16 protein-coding genes are annotated in these 19798 nt (G+C 31.7%); all 16 read right to left on the bottom strand.

The features are described from left to right. Positions 1 to 75 precede the first annotated feature (75 nt). On the bottom strand, positions 76 to 201 hold the full coding sequence (locus F0362_RS17980; RefSeq protein WP_000712621.1) for a paeninodin family lasso peptide: 126 nt from the start codon (positions 199 to 201) through the stop codon (positions 76 to 78). Between the two features lie 15 nt (positions 202 to 216). Further along, positions 217 to 2154, bottom strand: a complete 1938-nt coding sequence (locus F0362_RS17985) for a lasso peptide isopeptide bond-forming cyclase (protein ID WP_149889915.1) — start codon at positions 2152 to 2154, stop codon at positions 217 to 219. Between the two features lie 291 nt (positions 2155 to 2445). Further along, entirely contained in the window at positions 2446 to 3609 is a 1164-nt protein-coding gene (locus tag F0362_RS17990; protein ID WP_000557691.1) for an aminotransferase class I/II-fold pyridoxal phosphate-dependent enzyme, read from the bottom strand. A gap of 30 nt (positions 3610 to 3639) precedes the next feature. Then, positions 3640 to 4335, bottom strand: a complete 696-nt coding sequence (locus tag F0362_RS17995) for an HAD family hydrolase (RefSeq protein ID WP_000236583.1) — start codon at positions 4333 to 4335, stop codon at positions 3640 to 3642. Between the two features lies 1 nt (position 4336). Further along, positions 4337 to 5314, bottom strand: coding sequence for an ATP-grasp domain-containing protein (locus F0362_RS18000; RefSeq protein ID WP_000509383.1), 978 nt, complete (start codon positions 5312 to 5314; stop codon positions 4337 to 4339). Then, positions 5301 to 5906: a sugar transferase gene (locus tag F0362_RS18005; protein ID WP_000825901.1), complete on the bottom strand. Its 606-nt coding sequence runs from the start codon at positions 5904 to 5906 to the stop codon at positions 5301 to 5303. Before F0362_RS18005 ends, F0362_RS18000 begins: the two co-directional genes overlap by 14 nt. Before the next feature lie 611 nt (positions 5907 to 6517). Next, the gene (locus F0362_RS18010) at positions 6518 to 8752 is read right to left on the bottom strand and encodes a right-handed parallel beta-helix repeat-containing protein (RefSeq protein ID WP_000269322.1); all 2235 of its coding nucleotides are present in this window, start codon (positions 8750 to 8752) and stop codon (positions 6518 to 6520) included. 338 nt (positions 8753 to 9090) lie between these two features. After that, positions 9091 to 10650 (bottom strand): lipopolysaccharide biosynthesis protein, encoded by a 1560-nt coding sequence (locus F0362_RS18015; protein WP_001222558.1) that lies wholly within the window; start codon positions 10648 to 10650, stop codon positions 9091 to 9093. Between the two features lie 18 nt (positions 10651 to 10668). After that, positions 10669 to 11937, bottom strand: coding sequence for a hypothetical protein (locus tag F0362_RS18020; RefSeq protein WP_001084457.1), 1269 nt, complete (start codon positions 11935 to 11937; stop codon positions 10669 to 10671). A 43-nt stretch (positions 11938 to 11980) separates the two neighbouring features. After that, positions 11981 to 12949 (bottom strand): polysaccharide pyruvyl transferase family protein, encoded by a 969-nt coding sequence (locus F0362_RS18025; protein WP_149889916.1) that lies wholly within the window; start codon positions 12947 to 12949, stop codon positions 11981 to 11983. A 63-nt stretch (positions 12950 to 13012) separates the two neighbouring features. After that, positions 13013 to 14221 carry a glycosyltransferase gene (locus F0362_RS18030; RefSeq protein ID WP_000730211.1) on the bottom strand — a complete coding sequence of 403 codons (1209 nt, stop codon included), beginning with the start codon at positions 14219 to 14221 and terminating at the stop codon, positions 13013 to 13015. A gap of 119 nt (positions 14222 to 14340) precedes the next feature. Then, positions 14341 to 15513 carry a glycosyltransferase family 1 protein gene (locus F0362_RS18035; RefSeq protein WP_000510527.1) on the bottom strand — a complete coding sequence of 391 codons (1173 nt, stop codon included), beginning with the start codon at positions 15511 to 15513 and terminating at the stop codon, positions 14341 to 14343. A 35-nt stretch (positions 15514 to 15548) separates the two neighbouring features. Further along, positions 15549 to 16610, bottom strand: a complete 1062-nt coding sequence (locus F0362_RS18040; RefSeq protein WP_000154273.1) for an EpsG family protein — start codon at positions 16608 to 16610, stop codon at positions 15549 to 15551. 35 nt (positions 16611 to 16645) lie between these two features. Beyond that, positions 16646 to 17539 carry a glycosyltransferase family 2 protein gene (locus F0362_RS18045; RefSeq protein WP_000793795.1) on the bottom strand — a complete coding sequence of 298 codons (894 nt, stop codon included), beginning with the start codon at positions 17537 to 17539 and terminating at the stop codon, positions 16646 to 16648. Positions 17540 to 17544: 5 nt separating this feature from the next. After that, positions 17545 to 18654 (bottom strand): glycosyltransferase family 1 protein, encoded by a 1110-nt coding sequence (locus F0362_RS18050; RefSeq protein WP_000537132.1) that lies wholly within the window; start codon positions 18652 to 18654, stop codon positions 17545 to 17547. Continuing rightward, positions 18639 to 19796, bottom strand: a complete 1158-nt coding sequence (locus tag F0362_RS18055) for a glycosyltransferase family 4 protein (protein WP_000253762.1) — start codon at positions 19794 to 19796, stop codon at positions 18639 to 18641. The genes F0362_RS18050 and F0362_RS18055 overlap by 16 nt, the downstream gene beginning before the upstream one ends. Positions 19797 to 19798 lie beyond the last annotated feature (2 nt).

A 19798-nucleotide genomic window follows, 5' to 3' on the forward strand; every position in this document is an offset into this window, starting at 1 on the left:
CTATCCCCCACATTGTCAATTTTTTGAAAGCTCTTATATAATAAAGCTATATAAGAGCTTTATTTTTCCAATGACTTAACTGTACTTAACTGGATCATCTGGGTCAGGTTGAACAGCATCTGGATATTTATGCCCAGGCCCAGCCATAGTCATATTAATATTAAGTACTTCTAATACAGGTTGTTTCCATTCCTTTTTCATACGTATCACCTCCTTTCATATTGCTTTTTTTATAAATCGATAGAAGATTAAGCTGCGCATTAAAACTCTAAAATCTAAATCAAATGCATATTCTGGTCGAGGTTCTTTACAAATTTTTGAGATAGCTTTCTTAATTACCTCTACATTTAGAAATTCAGAGATTACTGGATCTACACTAAGTTCTTCAACTTCCTCAATAAATTCATTCCAAAAAGGAGCCATACGGTAAACACCATCTGCACCTTGAATACCGCGAACCCGTTGATTCAATCGTACTTTATCAGGAAGGAAGCTCTTTGTGGCTCTCCGGATCAGGGCTCTATCTAAACCATTTTGAACATACTGTTCTTCTGGGACTGACAAACAAAATTGAATCAATCGTAAGTCATTTGTGGGATCACGATCCCATAAGGCATAACGTAATGATAATTTCGTTTCATACGTGCCATTTATGCTCCAATAATATGGTTTTTCAAACTGTTCTCTTTTCATTTCATATGCATTAGAAATAGCGGTGCCTGTTATATCGATTTCTTGTTCTCTAAGTCTGTCAAAAACATTCATTTCCCTTGCAAATTCCGGATTAATTATTACGGAATTTGCATCTTGTTTTCCTGAAAAAAGTAACTGATGCAAAAATGGAAATGCCTTTCGTCTTACCACTTCAAAAACACGTGATTTTTTTACTCCTATATTTCTACTATATAAATATAGTTCACGATAAAAACGAATCCAATGTAGCTTTTTCAATAACATTGCCTGGTAATCTAAAATAGGTCCCCATGATACTGTCCAATTACCTCTTTGACCACTAAGAAGTACTCCTATTCCCTGCTGAGATGCTTTTTCATAAACTCCACTCAACCAAAAAGTATTCTCAAAAAATTTATATGGCATCTCCATTGTTTCCAGCCAATCATCAATTTCCGATAGTGGGCTTCTCTCTGGCAATTCTAAATAATAATCCTGTATATTCCCTACATGCTCTACAGTCGATTGAATAAATGGTCTTTCGTCAGCTATCCTACCTTTGTGTGTCCAATCTTCAAATCCTTCTACTGGAACATAACTATACGTATGTAATTTTTTATTTTCAGTCCGTAAATCCCTTGCAGCAAAACTAACGACAGAACCTGAGTCTAACCCTCCACTCAAATGGGCTCCGACTTGGTGGTGTGTTCGCAAACGTGCCTTCACTGCACTTTTATACACCTCTCGAAACGCCTCTTCATACTCTTCATTTGATTTTAAATTAAGCATTTTCCCAACAGTTGGTGTATAGTATCGTGAAAACTTTACTTCGCCTTCCTTTACCAAAATAGTGTGTGATGGAGGCACTTGTTCTATATATTTGTAAACTGTTAACTGTGGATCTACCGATTCGAAATTTACAGGTATAGCTAAAAATTCAGCAAGCCACTGCTCATTCAATTTTTTCTCAATATACGGTAGAGTAAATAACGGATTTATAATGGTACAAAAAGCAAGTTTTTCCTCACCACGATAAAAATAAAGGGTCCGACTTCCTGAAAAATCTCTGGCACCAAAAAGAATTTGTTTTTTCTCATCCCAAATCATAAAGGCAAAATCGCCTACCAAATATTTTGGAGCCGCTTCCCCCCATTTCTGATAAGAGAGTAAAATCAACTCACTATCTGTCATGTTTTTTCTATCCGAATAATCCACTTTTAATTTTTCAAATAACTCATTACGATTATCAATAATAGCATCTGCTGTAATTGCCAATTGCTTTTCATAATTATAAAAGGGTAATTGTTCACCAACTGACTCTGGTGTAATCCATTGTGCATGACATCCTAGAAAAGCATTTTCTTTGTGCCATATTTGAATATCGTCAGCAGGGTACTTTTGTAATTCACTCATTAATCGTGTGCCATGTTCAATTGATATAGGTTCATTATTAAAGTGAATAATGCCAGTTATAGCGCTCATTTCTTCCTCCTAATATATGAAAAGTTACTACAATTACTATTTACATATTAAATTCGTTAAACATACCCCTTTATCATTCTTTTTAAAGAACGAAATTTTTTATTTTTATTACTTTCTCAATTACATGCTTTAATTTACTCTCAGACTTATATATTATAGACATTTCCAAATCTATACTCCTCCCTTTTTTTATGTAAATTGAAACTGAACACTAGAAAAGATTCATTATAAAGAACAATTAGTGGTACGTATACAAATCTAATTCAAATTCCATTTTCACTTACTTTTCTTTTAATTCTTCCATTCTACAGCTTTTAAAATGCTTTGAATTACCCTTTGTTGATCTTCTGCTAACATATTAGATCCTGAAGGCAAACAAATTCCACTTTGAAATAGGTACTGCGACACATCTTCATTTTTGCTATGCGGATAATACTTCATCTCTTTAAAGAGCGACTGCATATGAAGTGGCTTCCACATAGGACGCGCTTCAATGTTCTCTTCTGCTAAAATTCTCAACAATTTCCCAATAGAAATCCCAGATTCCTTTTCATCAATTGTCAATGTAGTAAGCCAACGATTTGGGCGAGTATGTTCTAATTCAGGCATAAAATAAAACCCTGGCATGTGAGATAGCGCTTCGTAATACCGTTTATATACAAATCTTCTAGCTCTCACCCTATCTTCTAACACTTCTAATTGTCCTCTACCAATACCAGCTAAAATATTACTCAGTCGATAATTATACCCTATCTCACTATGCTCATAATGTGGAGCTGGATCCTTTGCTTGTGTCGCTAAAAATCTCGCTCTTTCCAATGCTTCTACATCATTAGAAACTAGCATTCCACCACCTGAAGTTGTAATAATTTTATTTCCATTAAATGAATAAACACCAAATTTCCCGAATGTACCGCTTGCTTTTCCTTTATATGTAGAACCAAGAGATTCTGCTGCATCCTCAACTATAGGAACATTATATTGATGACAAAGTGAGAGAATTTCATCTAGTTTAGCACTCTGACCATATAAATGAACAAGAATGATAGCCTTAGGCAAATTCCCCATTTTATTAGCTTCATATAATGCATGTGCCAATGCACTCGGTGACATATTCCAGGTTTCCGGTTCTGAGTCAATAAATACCGGTTCCGCTCCCAAATAAACAATCGGATTTGCACTCGCTACAAAAGTAAAACTGGAACAAAATACTGTATCTCCCTTTTGAATACCTAATAACTGCAAAGCTAAATGAATAGCAGCAGTACCTGAACTAACTGCAGTACCTCCTCTAACTCCTACAAAAGATGCAAGTTCTCGTTCAAACCCATCGACATTTGGCCCAAGAGGAGCAACCCAGTTTGTATCAAATGCATTTTGGATATATTTTTGTTCATTCCCACTCATGTGCGGAGAGGAAAGGTAAATTCGCTTTTTATGCTGAACTGTGTGCATGTAAACACATCCTTTATACATATTTAAATACTATGTATCTAAAAACATATGCTTTAATACAGATATATCAGATAATCTCCTTAAATTATCAATTGTATAATGTGCTTTATAAGCTTGCTCAACTATAAGATTATGGTAAATTCCATCTTCTCTACTAATATGGATCGTTAACCATTTCAATTTCTTGGCCGTTATAAAATCCTTACTTAAATTATCTCCTATATAGACACATTGCTCATGAGGCACCTGTAATTCCTTACTTATTTTTTCATAAGGAATTTTGCTTGGTTTCCAACATTCTTTTCCTAGCTTATCAGTGAGAATTATTGAATGAACCCTCTCTTTTAACTTTAATGCATTTATTTTTCTTTTTTGAGCAACTAAATATCCATCTGAAATAAGTCCTATTTTAACGGTATTAACCAAATTATTTAGTACCCAATCCGCTTCATCCAACAATTGAATATCTGGTTTATGGAACCTATACTGTTCTATCAAATTACTAATCAATTTTTCATCATAATCAATGTCTAACTTTTTAAGTGTTTTATTAAACACAAACTTTCTTTCACCTGAATTGAATAATCGAATTGCGATATTATAAAAACCAATTTTTCCATAGTTATCTTTAATCCAATCATCCACTGCTTTAAAGCCACTTACGACATAATCTTTCTCTTTATATAAAGTATCATCCATATCAAAAACAATTGCTTGAATCACCATATTAAATACTCTCCATAAAAACCGCTTCGTCATATCTAAGCATTGTTAAATTTTCTCTCCAATTAAAGTCTTTATCTATAAAGACTTCCCCCTGACACATTTTAATTGTCCAAAGTGGAAAATTCGCTCCTGCTTCTATTGATAGTGGTATTCCTCCTCCAAAACGAGGGTTTATTTCAATAAACGTAATTTGCCCATCCTCCTTTTTAAAACATTGTAAAGTAATACATCCAATAGGATTAGGAAGAGCTTTTATTACAGTTTCTGCTGCTTGGATGATGTCAAAATCTTTCTTGGTCACACCTTTACTTACCTCACCTGCTCGTGTCTCTATACGCAATCTAGGAACGATCGTTTTTATATTCCCATAGAAATCTACCATGACATCTATAGTGTATTCCTCTCCTGAAACGTACTCTTGTATCATAGCGTTAGGTATATACTCCTTAAAAAATTCCAATTCCTTTTCATTCATTATTTTTGTTACACCTTTACTAGAACTGCCATCATAAGGTTTAATTAATAGTGGAAATTGATATTCCTTTCTTCCAATCTCTTCATCACTATACACTCTAGGAGTTGGTATATTATTAGAGACAAAAAAGTTATATGTGTATTTTTTGTTATTAGCAATTTTATTTAATTCCATACTAGAAACTAGTACTTTTACACCAATACCTTCAAAAACCTCCGAATTATTAGCCATAAGGATTAATTCCGTATCAATTAACGGAATTATTAGATTTATCATTTCAGATCTACATATTTTTAACAATTCATTTATATATCCTTCTTCATTTACACGCGGAACAATAAAATGCTTATCGCTAAAGTAAATGGTAGGAGCAGTTTCTTTTAAGTCTGCAGTAAAGATTTTCCCTTTGATTCCTACTTGTTCAAATACCTCCTTAAATTTTTTAATTAAAGTGACCCTCCTACCAGAGCTAGTAAACAAAATGTTCATTTTATTCCCCCCCATGCTCGATTCCCCCCTTAAAAACTGGCATAGTCACATGCTTATTATTTGTTATCCCTTCCGATTTTAAAACCTTACTAAAAGTTAGATATAAAATTTTCAAATCTAAAAGAAAACTTTGATTCTCAACATACCATACATCTAATTTAAATTTCTCATCCCATGAGATACTATTTCTTCCATTAATTTGAGCCCATCCAGTGATTCCGGGTTTAACATTATGCCTTTTAGCTTGCTCTTGCGAATATAAAGGCATATATTCCATTAATAATGGTCGAGGGCCCACCAAACTTAATTGACCTTTTAGCACATTTATTAATTGTGGTAATTCGTCCAAACTATATTTCCTCAGGAATTTTCCAACTTTAGTTAATCTAGCGTAATCTGGTAAGAGCTCCCCGCTATTATCTCGCTCATTGGTCATCGTACGAAATTTATAAAGATAAAAGGGTTTTCCATGTAACCCTGGACGTTGTTGTCTAAATAAAATAGGTGATCCTATCTGGGTTTTAACTATAATTGCTACTAAAAGAATAATGAAAAAAAAGCAAATTAATAATAATAAAGAAATAAAGATATCCAACAGTCTCTTCATTACCAATCATTCCCCCATCTTAAATTATTACAAATGCTTTTCCAAAGTGAAATAATATATAAAGTATTCATTACGGATTGAAATCAAGTATTTTCAAGTTGTAAGTAAAGAATTGTATTCAATTTTTCTTTACTTATCACCTGCAAACATTTTCTTTAGTACACAACTTTAAAACTTAATAAGTAGAAGAAAGCAATACACATAGGTGCAAAATATATTTTCCAAATGCTTATCCAAGAGACTATTACACACTGTAAAAATCTCAAAAAGTATATTCACAAAAACAATTTTATAAACAACGCTTAATAGTATAAAAAAACATTTATTATTAAAACATTCTCCTACTCACTATTTTTTAGTATGCAGTTAACGTAATAACAAAAAGCTATTATGTTTATAAAAAACATAATAGCTTTTCTCTTTTCTATAGTAGTAACTAAAAGTCAATAAGCATATTATCTATTAGGAATTAGACTATTTCGAATGATTACATTGGACAAAACCCTTCCATGTACCATTATATAATACTTTATAGACATATTTATTAAGAGCCACTCTACTTCATTTCTCATAACTTTTTGAAACTATTCAAATTTAATTATCACCATGCATTAATTTGAATCGATTACACCATTAACAATATTTCCTTGTAAAAATTCCCTCCCCGTAATTGTAATTTTCGCATTATTTAACACGTTATTTTGAATTACTACTTGAGGTGTACTACTCGTTGTTCTATTATCTATCCCAACTTGCATCAAATTTGTGGAATTTATAATATTATTTTGAATTATCACTTGCTTACCAGTAAACGCTGCATCCAAAACAATAATAGCTCTCTGAAGAGTATCATTTGTAATTTTTATAGTATTTCCCCTTAACACTATTTCATCAGATACATTTTGAATATTCAAGACCGTACCATTTGGTTTTTCTATATGACAATCTATCATCTTGAATGCTTTGAGGTTATTCACTGTAAATAACGTGTTATTTCTATCTATACTAAAGAACTTGCAACCTTTTAATTCTAAAGTGCTTCCTGTACTTGCTATCCCCAAAAAGATTACATCCTTAAAAAAGCAATTTGTATACGTCCCTGCAACTAGGGTTGGGGGTTTAACATTATTAAATATAATATTTTCAAATATCCATCCTGATTTAACTGTTCCTACTGGTACATAATTTAAATACAAAACGTCTTGTCCTTCAAATATACAATTTGAGATAGTTTGCGGTTCATTTTTCAGCTCTAATGTCCACTGATACAATGATGACAAGGAATTAAGTTTATCTGTATCGTTTATAAAACGACAGGAATCAACTTTAACCGCATATGGAAAGGGAGTATCAATAATCATTTTACTATTAGAAAAAACATTATCCGATATATTAATAGATCGATTTACATATACACCTTGAACATTTACTTGCGCTCCGTATACATAATTATTGGAAAAAATAACATCTCCTAACAAAGAGACCTTGGTTAATCGGATATTATTCCCTGTTACGATTACCCTATCTGCACCACCATTAATAGACAACCCAACATAAGCATTTGTAATGGTATTCATAATAGAATTATTCGATATATAGATAAATTTCCCATTTACAACAATAATATTATAATTTTTATTATCATGAAAATTATTTCTTTCAATATATATATATTGATTTAAATCATATCCATCTTCAATATCTAGTCCACTTTGTGGATTGGTACCTGCGATATGATGAATATCATTATCTCGAATATATACATTCTTTGCCCCACATACACTAATCCCTTGTCTACGGCAATCATGTAAATTACATTTTTCTATATAAGTATATTGCGAAAAAGAAGGTACCCGAACATTTATTAAACAATTTGCAGGAGCAGGAACATTCCCTTGATGCAAAACAACTTTAGCATAACTTGCTCCATTAGGGACTTCTACTTCATCAAAGAATTGTACATTGGTTTTTGAAGATAAAAATATATTGTTTGAAGTGTAAAAAATGACATCATAATAATCGCATTTTATTTCAGAACCCAATGCTCCAAATCCATTTCCATATAATCCAAAGTAACCATACTTTACAATAGCCACTTGGTTCATATCAATTTGCAAATTGGAACGTATCTTTGTTGTACTACTTACCAATGAACCATCTGTTGTATTAATTGCTCCCTGTTCAAATGAACTTGCTAATGCTGTAGGAAAAGGTGAAATCTGCCCAAAAGTACTGTTCAGTGTAATGGCATCTCCTGTACAATCTAAAATATCTAGATTATCTAAAGATACAAACCGTGTATTGTTCCCCCCATCAGCAGGTGGAGTAAAACTCCCCAATTCAATGCCGTACCCTGCCTCATGTGTTCCCCCACTAGAGTAATCATGTGTATATCTATCTCCTTGGATAATACCATTTGTTATCCTAGAATATACTTGATTTCTACGAAAACTTATAATTGCATATCCAGTCAAATTATTTGTTTCCATTTTTAATGTCGAACCGTTTAGATTCAAAGTTAAATGACTTGGTGGTTCGATGGGTGTTTGTTTATCAATCAAATATATTCCTCTAGGTAACACAACTTCCGTATAACCTTGTTGAGCCGCCCATACTAGAGCATTATTAATACCTTGGGAAGTATTGATAGCATCAGTCCCATCATTCTTAACATCCCATCTATCTAATTCTAATACATATATACTTGTAGAATTTGTAGCTTCAAATGATTTTGGAATCCATTTTAATTGCGTACTATCATAAGTTAAAATGTCATTATGAAAAGGAGGCTTGGACACCAAATCTAAATCATTCAAATTCCCAAGATTATCCCTTCTTCTCCACATCAATTCACACCTCTTTTTTGCTTTTCTACATCTTATGTTTCATAAGGTAAATTGATTGGATATAAGAGAAGTAATATCACTTTTTATTGTTTTTAGAGATCCATTATTTAGAAAGTCTTTTTACAATTCCTTTCTAAAAAGGTCTATTCTTACTAGCTGTTTTCATTTCAATACTCTTTTATTTATAACTATTTAAACTTACAATATTATTAAAAAGACACTATACTCTTTATACCTAACGCCCCTATTATTACCTACTATTATTTTCAGAACAACCTAAAATCTCTTCCGTAAATAAAGCATTTTTTACTGTGATATGGAAAAAATAAAATTATAATTTATGGATAATTATCATTCGGAAATTTCCGAGTTAATATTTTCGGCTTTATTTTTTTTATTAATATCCGGGTTAAATTAAGGAAATATCTATACTCTTCCGCCTCTTTAAATACCATCCAAAAGATCAGATTCGGAATAATCAGACACAAAATACTACGTATTGCCATGTCCATAAATATATTTATGTGAAAAATATAACCAATAAAATCCGTTGCTATAATAGAAAATAATACAAGCACTACAAACAAAATATATCTAATAAAATATACTTTTACAGATTTTTTGAAAATCATTTTAAATATAATATAAGGGTCATACCAAAAGTAAGTACATAATCTACTAATAACAGTCCCTAAAAGCACTCCTGCTATTCCTATTTGTTTCGCAAGAATTATAGAAACTACAATATTTATAATTGCCGCTATAATAGGTCTGTACTTCCCTTTTTTAAATAAACCTGTGGTTTCTCTAAACATTGTAGTTGTATTTTGCATTCCTGAAGTGAAAAAATTAAGTAATATGAAAAATAATACATACTTATTAAACACATATTCCTCACCTAACCAGATTGTTATAAAAGGATTTATCAAATTCCAAAGGCAAACTGTACAAAATCCATATATCCAAAAATTTAAAAAGTTAATTACACGAAAAATAAAATATTTTTTTTCTGCATTTTCTTTCACATTCAAATTTCCAACACTAGCAGTGATAGAATAAAACAAATAGCCTAATAAGGTATTTAATGTATTTAAGATCAACAAATAATTTGAATAAACCCCAACCCAAATAACCCCAATAAATTTCGATATAACTATATTATCTGTTGCATTAATTACTACACCACTAATTTTATATAGCAACAAGGAATACAAATTCTCAAAAAACTCACGTCTGTCTGTCTTAGATAATTTCGCATTATTTTTTTCTTTTAAAAATGGATATAATTTATTTGCCTTATTTGCAATATATACATTCTCAATTACTTTTAATGTTAATTGAGCTACCAGTACTACAATGTAATCACTAATAATTATTAATAAAACAATTTGTAATGCATTAGATATAATCATGAACAAAGTGTGTATTTTAGAAATAATATAGTTACTTTGATCAGCAATAATAATAGATTGCTTATATACAAAATAATATGATGACACTGAACTTATTAAAAATAAAAGATAGATAATGTTAATGTCTTTAATCGTAGTATCTGCATTCACTAAATGATCAAGAAATGGCAATAGAGATAACCCTATTAATAAAACTACTACTCCTATTAATCTGTATGCTTTTTGATATAAATTCATTAATGCCTGTATTTTATAAATATCCTTCTCAGCTAATGGCCTATATAAACTATATATTATAGCTGTATCAAATCCTAAATTAGCTAGGGAAAACATCAATAGTATACTTGTAAAAAGCCCATCCACACCTAAATATTCTATACCGAGTGTAAAAATAAAAACAGTTCGAACAACAAATCCCATACCAATACTAATTATTTGTCCAGACAAACCGAATAAAATATTTTTTAAGGAGTTTTGTATTCTCATCGTAATACCTTCTATATTTTAATTGTTTTGCGTACCCACTCTACTAAATTTGGCACTAATCTTCCTCTTTAAAATCGGGAAAAACTTTGTTATCCTGTATTTTAATAACGCTTTTCTTCGTTGCGCCTTGAAATCATAATCTAGAAACCAATTTAGTAAATTTTTATCTGTAATACAATCACAATTTTGTTTCATTCGCACTTGGATTAAATTCCAATACATTTCAATGAATGTATTAGTAAAAAACTTCACCTCATTATTTAAAGAAGTTTTAACGTACTGATAAAGATTACTTGGAATATTAAAACCATATTCACGAGGGTCTCTCCCTTCAGCAATAATTCCCATAATTGTTCTTAAACATTTTTCACATTTACAACAATTTTCTTCATTTTTAAAACATACCCTGATATTAACAGGTTCTTTACTAGCTGAATAATGGTCCACAACAACTTTAATCTTTTCTTGTCTAGTAAGTTCGTATCCATCATGAAAGACTGTTCCAGATGCATATTTTATTTCATTATCCACAGTTGGATCAGATGCACAAGTAACTTGATATAATGGGGAATTAGAACTTGCAATATATATACATTTTATCTTAAGTTTAAAAGCTATTGGAATAGCTGCAGATATTATTGCTAGACCATGATGCAATCCATGCCACCATGTATCGTTTAACTTTTCTCTAAAATCATGGTCAATGTTCCCTGCAATTATAAAGGTCCCATAGTTAGATTGTATAAAAATATTTTCTAGTCCATTATCCTTTACAAAATTTACGGCATTTTCTTTATCTGCCTCCCATACTTTACTACCCTCTATTTCATTTTCATGCCATCCATATTCAGTAACTAGCAAGGGGTGTTTATCTTTTATTCTTATAAATGTAGTAAGTGCATCCAATCCACCACTAAATAAAGATGCCGCTTCAAGTTCCGGAATGTAAACATTATCAATAATTTCTCCTACAACCATGGATCCTTTAAATTTCACACCAGGAAACATGTTTTGATATGCATTTTTTATATTATTTAAACAAATATAAAAAGATTTATCTAATTCATTTATTACTATTGTTGAATTAGTAATCCATACAAGAGGAACTACATTCGCAACAAACGGAATAGCCAAAATACTTAAAGAGATGTCAGATACATCATAGTTATATTCAAGAAACATATGATTACTTGTCTTAAAATACTTTTGTAAATCCCCCTTAATACTAAAATAATAATCAACTCTATTATTTCTTACGACAATTTTATCGAGAATTATACTATTCATTTGAGCCTCCTAATAAATCGCCATTTTTATCACAATACATTTGTTAATTAGAGAACTGTTTTAACCATTGATTTACTACATCAAAATTCACTTGAACATCCGTGATAAACTCTGCATTTATCATTTTTTCGAGATTATTTAAATCTTCTCTATCAATCAGATTTAAATTATACGTTTCCCCCATCCCCTTAGCTCTTTCATCTATAGAGATAATTATTGCACGTTTTTTATGACGCATAGCAAATATACCGCCATGTAAACGTGTTCCAATATAATCAACGGCTGTATTTAGGATTTTTTTATATGCCTCTATAGTAGGAGATATAATTTTTATACCTTGTATACCCTCTAAAGATTTTAAATATTCAAAATCATCAGCGTCTTGTATCCAAAAGTAGACATTTTCATAACTTTTGTTAAGTATATCTATCAGTAATTGATCTTTTTCACGATCTTTAGAATGATGAGTTAATGTAAAAACAACCGATTCCGATTTTCCACTCGGAATTCCCCTACAAAAATCAGGCGTAAAAGACCACAAAGTTGCACAACCAGTATTTAGAGCTTTAAACCCCATTTCTTCTAAAAATTTTTTTGTTCTTTCATCTCTAACGCTATGTATATATTCATGCGATAAAACTTTTCTATATAACATTTTTGTATAGGGATTTATTTTATTCCCTTTGCCTGCACCCACTCCAACCAGAATACTCCCCTTTAAAGGACCATAATTAAATATATTTATATTCCACTGTGGAAAATGAGTAAACATATCCATTGCTAGCAAATTCGAACCACCTACAAACTTATATTTCGCATCACTATAAATCTTTACCCTATTTGATTTTCTCGCTACTTGGTACCAATGAAAAGGTGAAACATGAGTAGGTAATGTTAAAACATATGCATTTTTAGTTATATCAGAAAGATGATGCTTTACACACTTCATTATTATATCGTCACCCTTGTTAAGAGAACCTACTGATGTATCTAATACTAAAACATTATCCATAAAAATAATTCCCCCAAGTATCTTTTATAAATAGTAAAAGATTTTTTAGTTTTATAGCTTAATCTATTCTAATTCAATTAACCTATATATCTTTTCCACTTCTATTTCATTACCATAATTTTTTTGGCTTACATTATTAACAATTTCATTTCTGAATTCAACATCATCAATCATTTTTTTTATTCCTTCGACAATTCCCTTTATACCCATTGGACAAATATATCCATCTACGCCGTTCTCCAACTGACTTTTGGCAGTTGAAAAATTAGTTATTAATACTGGTTTCTTAAGAATTTGCGCTTCCCGAACTGTTACTGCCTTCCCTTCGTATCTAGAAGGTTGTACATAAATATCACATGCTTTTATGTACGGGTACGGATTAATCTTCTTACCTAGTAAAACAAATTTATCTTGAAGTCCTAGTTTATCTATCAACAATTTAAGTTCCGCTTCTTGCGGCCCATATCCAACTATGTACCACTCGATATCATACCCTTGATCTAATAACTGTCTAAGCGCATATATAGCGTCATCAATTCCTTTAGCATGCGAAAGTCTAGCAACAGTAATTAACTTGATTCGCGCGCTATTTATTGATATTTCCTGAGTAATATCTCCTTCATTGGATTGTTCACAAACAAATTCAGAATCTATTATATTTTCTATCACTTGCACCTCTTTATTAATATAAGGTAGACTATTCAGGAATGTATCTCTACAACTTTCAGAAACCGCCACGATATCATCCATTTCCCTCCACATTTTACATTCCATTTCTTTGTTAAGTTGTATGTTCGAATAATCAGTATGAATCCACCCAATTTTTCTTTTCGCTCGAACTTTATCCCCTATAAAATAATGCGGCCATAAAAAACTTATCGCAACATCGTACTCTTCTCTCAATTTTGGAAGAAATGGAAGAGATATTCTCCATCCATATTGAATGACAAAGTATCCAGGTTCTTTACTATTTACAAACCTTCCATGCATAACACCCATAACTTTTCCTATCATCCTAGTAATTCCAATTGAGAAATGCCCTTCTTGTAATATCTGTTTAATTGATTTTCTAAAAGTAGTATATTGTTGCAATTCTTCTAATAAATTCGGCTCTTTGGGTAGTAAAGAGAAAAATCCTCCTTCATGTTTAAATAACATTAAATCTATATCATACTTACTGTAATCAATTGTATTTAATAAACCAATCAAACTTCTTTCTACTCCACCAATTTCCATATCAAAAGATGTAATTAATATTCTTTTCTTTTTCATAATAGGATACCTCACAAAATCTATTATTGATTTCCCTTCTTCATTTTATATTAGTATTTTGCTGTTACGCTTACCAATTTTCCTTATACATCAGACATATAAAATGAAAACAAATTAGATTACCCTACTTCTTCCTTGCACACAATTCCATATAACGATAGCCACTCGTAAATGTTATCGTTAATATCAAAGCCTAATTTCGATATATTGTTAATTATGAATTCCCTGTCTGGTCTTTCTTTTAACAAGGCTTTATAAATTTCTTTACACCATATTTCAATTTCTTCATCTAAGTCAACAAATGACATTATCCCTAACCCCATATCAGTATTATTAGGTAGTGTATCTGCTACAACACATGGTACACCTGCAGATTGCGCTTCTAAAGTTACAATACCAAACCCCTCAAACAAAGAAGGAAAAATAAAAACATCAAAGCTCTTCATGAGTCGTGGAATATCCTTCCTAACGCCCAAAAATCTAATGTTTTCAAAAATCCCTAATTGCTTTGCTTTTAATTCAATAGAAATCCTTAACGGACCATCTCCTACTAGAATAGCAACAAAATTTGAATCTCTTTTTAAAATTTGCTTTAAAACTTTTAGGATAAAAACATGATTCTTTGACTCTGAAAAACTTCCTATATGTCCTATTAATTTTGCTGTATTCGGTATATTAAGTTCCCTTCTTACGCTGACACTACTTCCAGCATCTATATCAGTAAATTGATTAATATCTATACCGTTTTTAATCAGTTCTATCCTCTGACTTTGAAGCATCCTTTCACCAAATAAAAAACGTGCTGCTTCAACGCTACACGCACAATAATTAGTTCCAGCATATTTAATAATAGATTGCAAAACCTTTAGGATAACTCTTGCTTTTATTCCAGAGTCTTGTGGCCAATTATTACTATGGGAATGACAAATCCTCTTTTTTATACCAGCTATTTTTGCCGCTACAGCAACGAAACCACCTTGATAATCCGTATGTGCATGTACAACTTCATATTGATTATCCGACATAATTTTCACAAGTTCTTTAACATAGGCAAAAGGTCCTATTTGTCCTAAACTAGGTACCTTATATATTCTCCCACCTAAGGCCATTATTTCATCTTCGTAATCATTTTTCTCATTTCGATGGGATACAAAATCAAACTGAAGTTGCTCCCTATCTATTTTCCTATATATATTCATTAATAATGTTTCAGCTCCCCCGCGATTCAGAGCGCTGACAATGTGTAAAACCTTCTTTTTATTTATAGGTTCAGGCTTAGAATCTATCCCCATTCAACAATCCTCTCCTAGCATTTTGCACTTTATTATCAAAGTAGATTACTCTTATAGATAATTCCCAAAGTAATTACATGTTCATATACAAAATAAATAAAATAGCACACTAGAACTGCATAATACATCAACTTTTGATCTTTATCTGTAAATGACTTCACAACCCAAGAAATTAATATTAACTGATACAATCCAAAATATATGGAGAATCTAGCAAATATCCAATTCTGTGTTGAAATAATCATAAAAACAAGACCTAATATAGACATATTTACAATATAATCACTTTCAGGGAATAACGCCCTCATTTTATCTTTCCCAAGGTAAGCCAGTATAATTGGCACTATATTCACAGCAACCCTAAGTATATTGGCACCACCTTCATGAAATTCCTTATATTGACCATATTGAGTATTTCCAATAGCCGAAAATAAAATTTCCGAAAACTGATTAAAACCTATTACTACACATACCGCTAAAAAAAGGAGCAAATATGTCGTTCCTGACCAGGCTTTTTTTCTTACAAAAAAGTATATTGGCATTAAAACTAATGCACTTGCATGAAATGTTGATGCACATAATACAATTAATGTATATTTTTTCCATTTTCCTTCGAAAATATATTTTGTAGCAGCAAAAATAATTGCAGCGGCTAAATATTGCCTAATCCCATTCATTGATGTTAAATACATACCCGACGTAATATAAACATATAAACTCAATTCAATTAGTCTTGAATATTTATATAGTGTTGCTACAATGAGTACATTTGTTATCAATGCTGTAGTAAAAACCATTACTTGAGGATTATCCGTATATTTTTTCAAAACCATTTGAAAAATATTAAAGCCCATGTCTTTATTAGTTTGAACATATTCCCAATTAAACTCCGTTATTTTATATGCATGCATATAAAAATAAGTATCCCCAATATTATTTCGAAGCCCCGCCACCAACACAAGAGATAAAGCCGCCATTATAATCAACAGCCTATTGGGCTTTATCAATGTAAGACTATTAGTCACTGGTATAGCAAAATACCTTGCAAAAAATGCGAGCATGAATACTATAGCAAGATTCATCCAAAGTATGGTCATTATTCTGTCCTCTCATTTAATTACTAAATAAGTCTCTACATGTTTACTTTCATTTTTGTTTTCATTGTAATATAACTATAAAGGATAGCCCCAAATGGTAGTGCACAAAGTGTCAGTCCTTTACATGGCGATTCTTGTATAAACTTTCTATTTCTCGATATGAAACTACTAGATACATAATGTATAGCTTGCCTATACTTAAATAGTCGATTAGTAAATGGTAATTTCATAAGTTCCTTGCGATAAAAAGCAAAACCTTTTGGGTTTCTACGATATTGGTTTAGCATATTCATTGATGATCCATCAGCCATGTATTCCACATAACAAAGCGCTTCGTTCATTAGTAACATCTCATACTGTTGATCTAACATGTAATATTTGTATGCTAACCCTACATATTTTTCATTGTTAAAAATTGGGTATGGATATTTCTTAGTCAATTCTGTGCGATAGACCAATTTTTTATCACCTGTGACACCATGTTTATTGTAAAGATCAAAAAGCGTGGAGTGTTTAAGGTTCTCTGGTAACTTTGAGCCAATTATTTGTCCATTTGTATACAAATCCAATCCAATTATCCCGCTAACTTCTTCATTTCCATAGCTACTCCAAAAAGAAAGGATTTTTTCTACCGCTTCATCGGGCATATAATCATCAGAATCAATACAAACATTTAACTCCGTATCAATCATTTCATATGCTGTATTATGAGCACCATGCATCCCTTGATTTTGTTGCCAATGATACTTAATTTTGATATGTTTTTCAGCAATCCAGCTATCCACCAATTCTTTTGTGTTATCACTAGATCCATCATCTATTATTAACCATACAAAATCCTTACATGTTTGATGTTTTAAACTCTCATAACAATTTGCAAGACAATATGCTCTATTATAAGTAGGGGTGAAAATCGTTAAATTCTTCAAATTACTCACCTCGAAAGTACAGAATAATAGTCTTGAGTTAATTCAGCCGTATGTTTTATATCGTATCCTTTTGCGAATACTACTTGAGTTGGTGTTTTCCTCGAAAAATTACTAGTTTCTATATTTTTCATTTTTTCTATCCAAGCAAATTTATCTGTTAGAGAAACATGTTCAACTAAATTCATTCCCAAGTCCACCTCTTTCGTAATAGTATCAGATATAATACAAGGTAAACCAACTCCTTGCGCCTCTATGAGAGTGAGTGGCAATCCCTCATGTATGGATGGAAAAACAAATACATCAAATGCTTGAAGTATCCTTTCTATATCGTCTCGTATCCCGAGAAACCGTATATGCTTCTCCATATTCAATTCCCTTACTTTATTTTCAATTCCCACGCGAAGCGGCCCTTCGCCAGCTAATAAAAGAATTGAATCCGGCTTAAATCGAGTTAACTGCGCGAATAATTCTATAAGGTAAGCATGATTTTTTTGATGAGCAAATCTTCCAACATGACCTACAACAAGAGTATCTTTCTCAATTTGTAATTCTTCTCTTACTTGTTTTCGTATGTCTGGACAGAACAAAAATCTATCACAATCAATTCCATTTTTTAAGATTCTAGCTACATCGGCTTTATCCGCAAATAGCCATCTGGCAGCAGCATTTGAACATGCTAACAAATGTGTTGCACATATGGCTATTGATTTTCCCGCATACCATTTATAGATTTTTGCAGCAATACCACCCTCACTACTAGTATTATGACTATGCGCAATCCTAACTGGCACCCTTGCTTTTTTAGCTGAACGAAGTACAAATCCGCTCATTTTATCTATATGTGAATGAACGATTTTATATTGCGTATGGGTACTAAAGAAATTATCTAGCGCCTTTATATAGCCCCTATGACCAACATCTGTAACATATGGAATTCTATGAATTTCCCCGCCTAACTTTACTATTTCTTCATCAAACACTCCTTCTTTACAAGTTAAAAAATCAAATTGTACTTTTGAGCGGTCTATATTACGATACAAATTCATAATTAAAGTTTCGGCTCCGCCTCTATTCATATTTACGACTACATGTAGTACTCTCAATGGAGTGCCCAATTTAAATCCTCCATTTCATCCATATATGTTGTATAAATTTCTTTTTTCTCTTTTAACACTTCGTTAACTGAATATTTACTTGTAATAATAGTACGCCCACACCGTCCAAACTGAGCTTGTAATTTAATACTTTTAGAAATAGAATTTATTCTTTCAGACATCGTCTTTATATCATCACGATCTATAATCCAACCATTTTTATTATGAATAATTAACTCCCTATGTCCCCGATTGTCAGTGGCGATAACTGGAAGTCCACAAGCCATAGCTTCCATAATATTAACTGGTAAACCTTCCCGGTAACTCGATGCAACAGCTAGGTCACACATCTGCAGCAAAGGGGCTATATCATTTCTATAACCAAGAAAATGCACCATACTACTCACACCTAGTTGAGCCGCTATATTTTTGCACTCCTTCATTAAAGGCCCTTCACCAGCAAGTAGTAGCTTCGCATGCGGAATTTCATTTTTTAATTGTGCCAATGATTGAATTAAGAAGCTTTGGTTTTTGTTCTTATTAAATTCAGCTGCATAAAACATTAAAAAATCTTCAGAATTATAACCATTTTTATGTCTTAATTGCTCCTTTTCACTTTCATTAACAGGAATATATCGTTCTATATCTACTCCTACACCATGAACGAGTTTAATACTTCCCGCCTGAAATCGATGCTTTACTGCTAAACTGTAATCTTCTTGATTAATTGTTAGAAGACAATCCGTAGTAGTAGCTAAAATTCTTTCGATTGGATAGTATAAGAGCCAATTTATGAATGATGATCCTTTACAAAAATGAAATCCATGCGCTGTATATATAACCTTTGTGCCTTCTCTCCGCACTTTTCTAGCAGCTAGACGAGCAATTGCTCCTCCCATAGGCGTATGACAATGAATGATATTATATTTATTTTGATGAATAATTGATGTAAGTTTTTTATATGCATGAAAGTTTTGTACGCTAATCGGTGATCTTTGAAGAGGAATATTATATTTTTGAGTTACGTACGGAAGATGTATATTCCCATTCGCTGCAACATGCACTTCCCATCCTTGGTCTGCAAACCATTTCAAATACGGTAAATGAAAAGCTTTAAAATGATAATCCACAGTTGCACAAAACAGAATTTTTTTAGACACCATCC

The sequence above is a fragment of the Bacillus sp. BS98 genome (genome assembly GCF_008432245.1).
In the GTDB taxonomy this organism is placed as follows: Bacteria; Bacillota; Bacilli; order Bacillales; family Bacillaceae_G; genus Bacillus_A; species Bacillus_A toyonensis.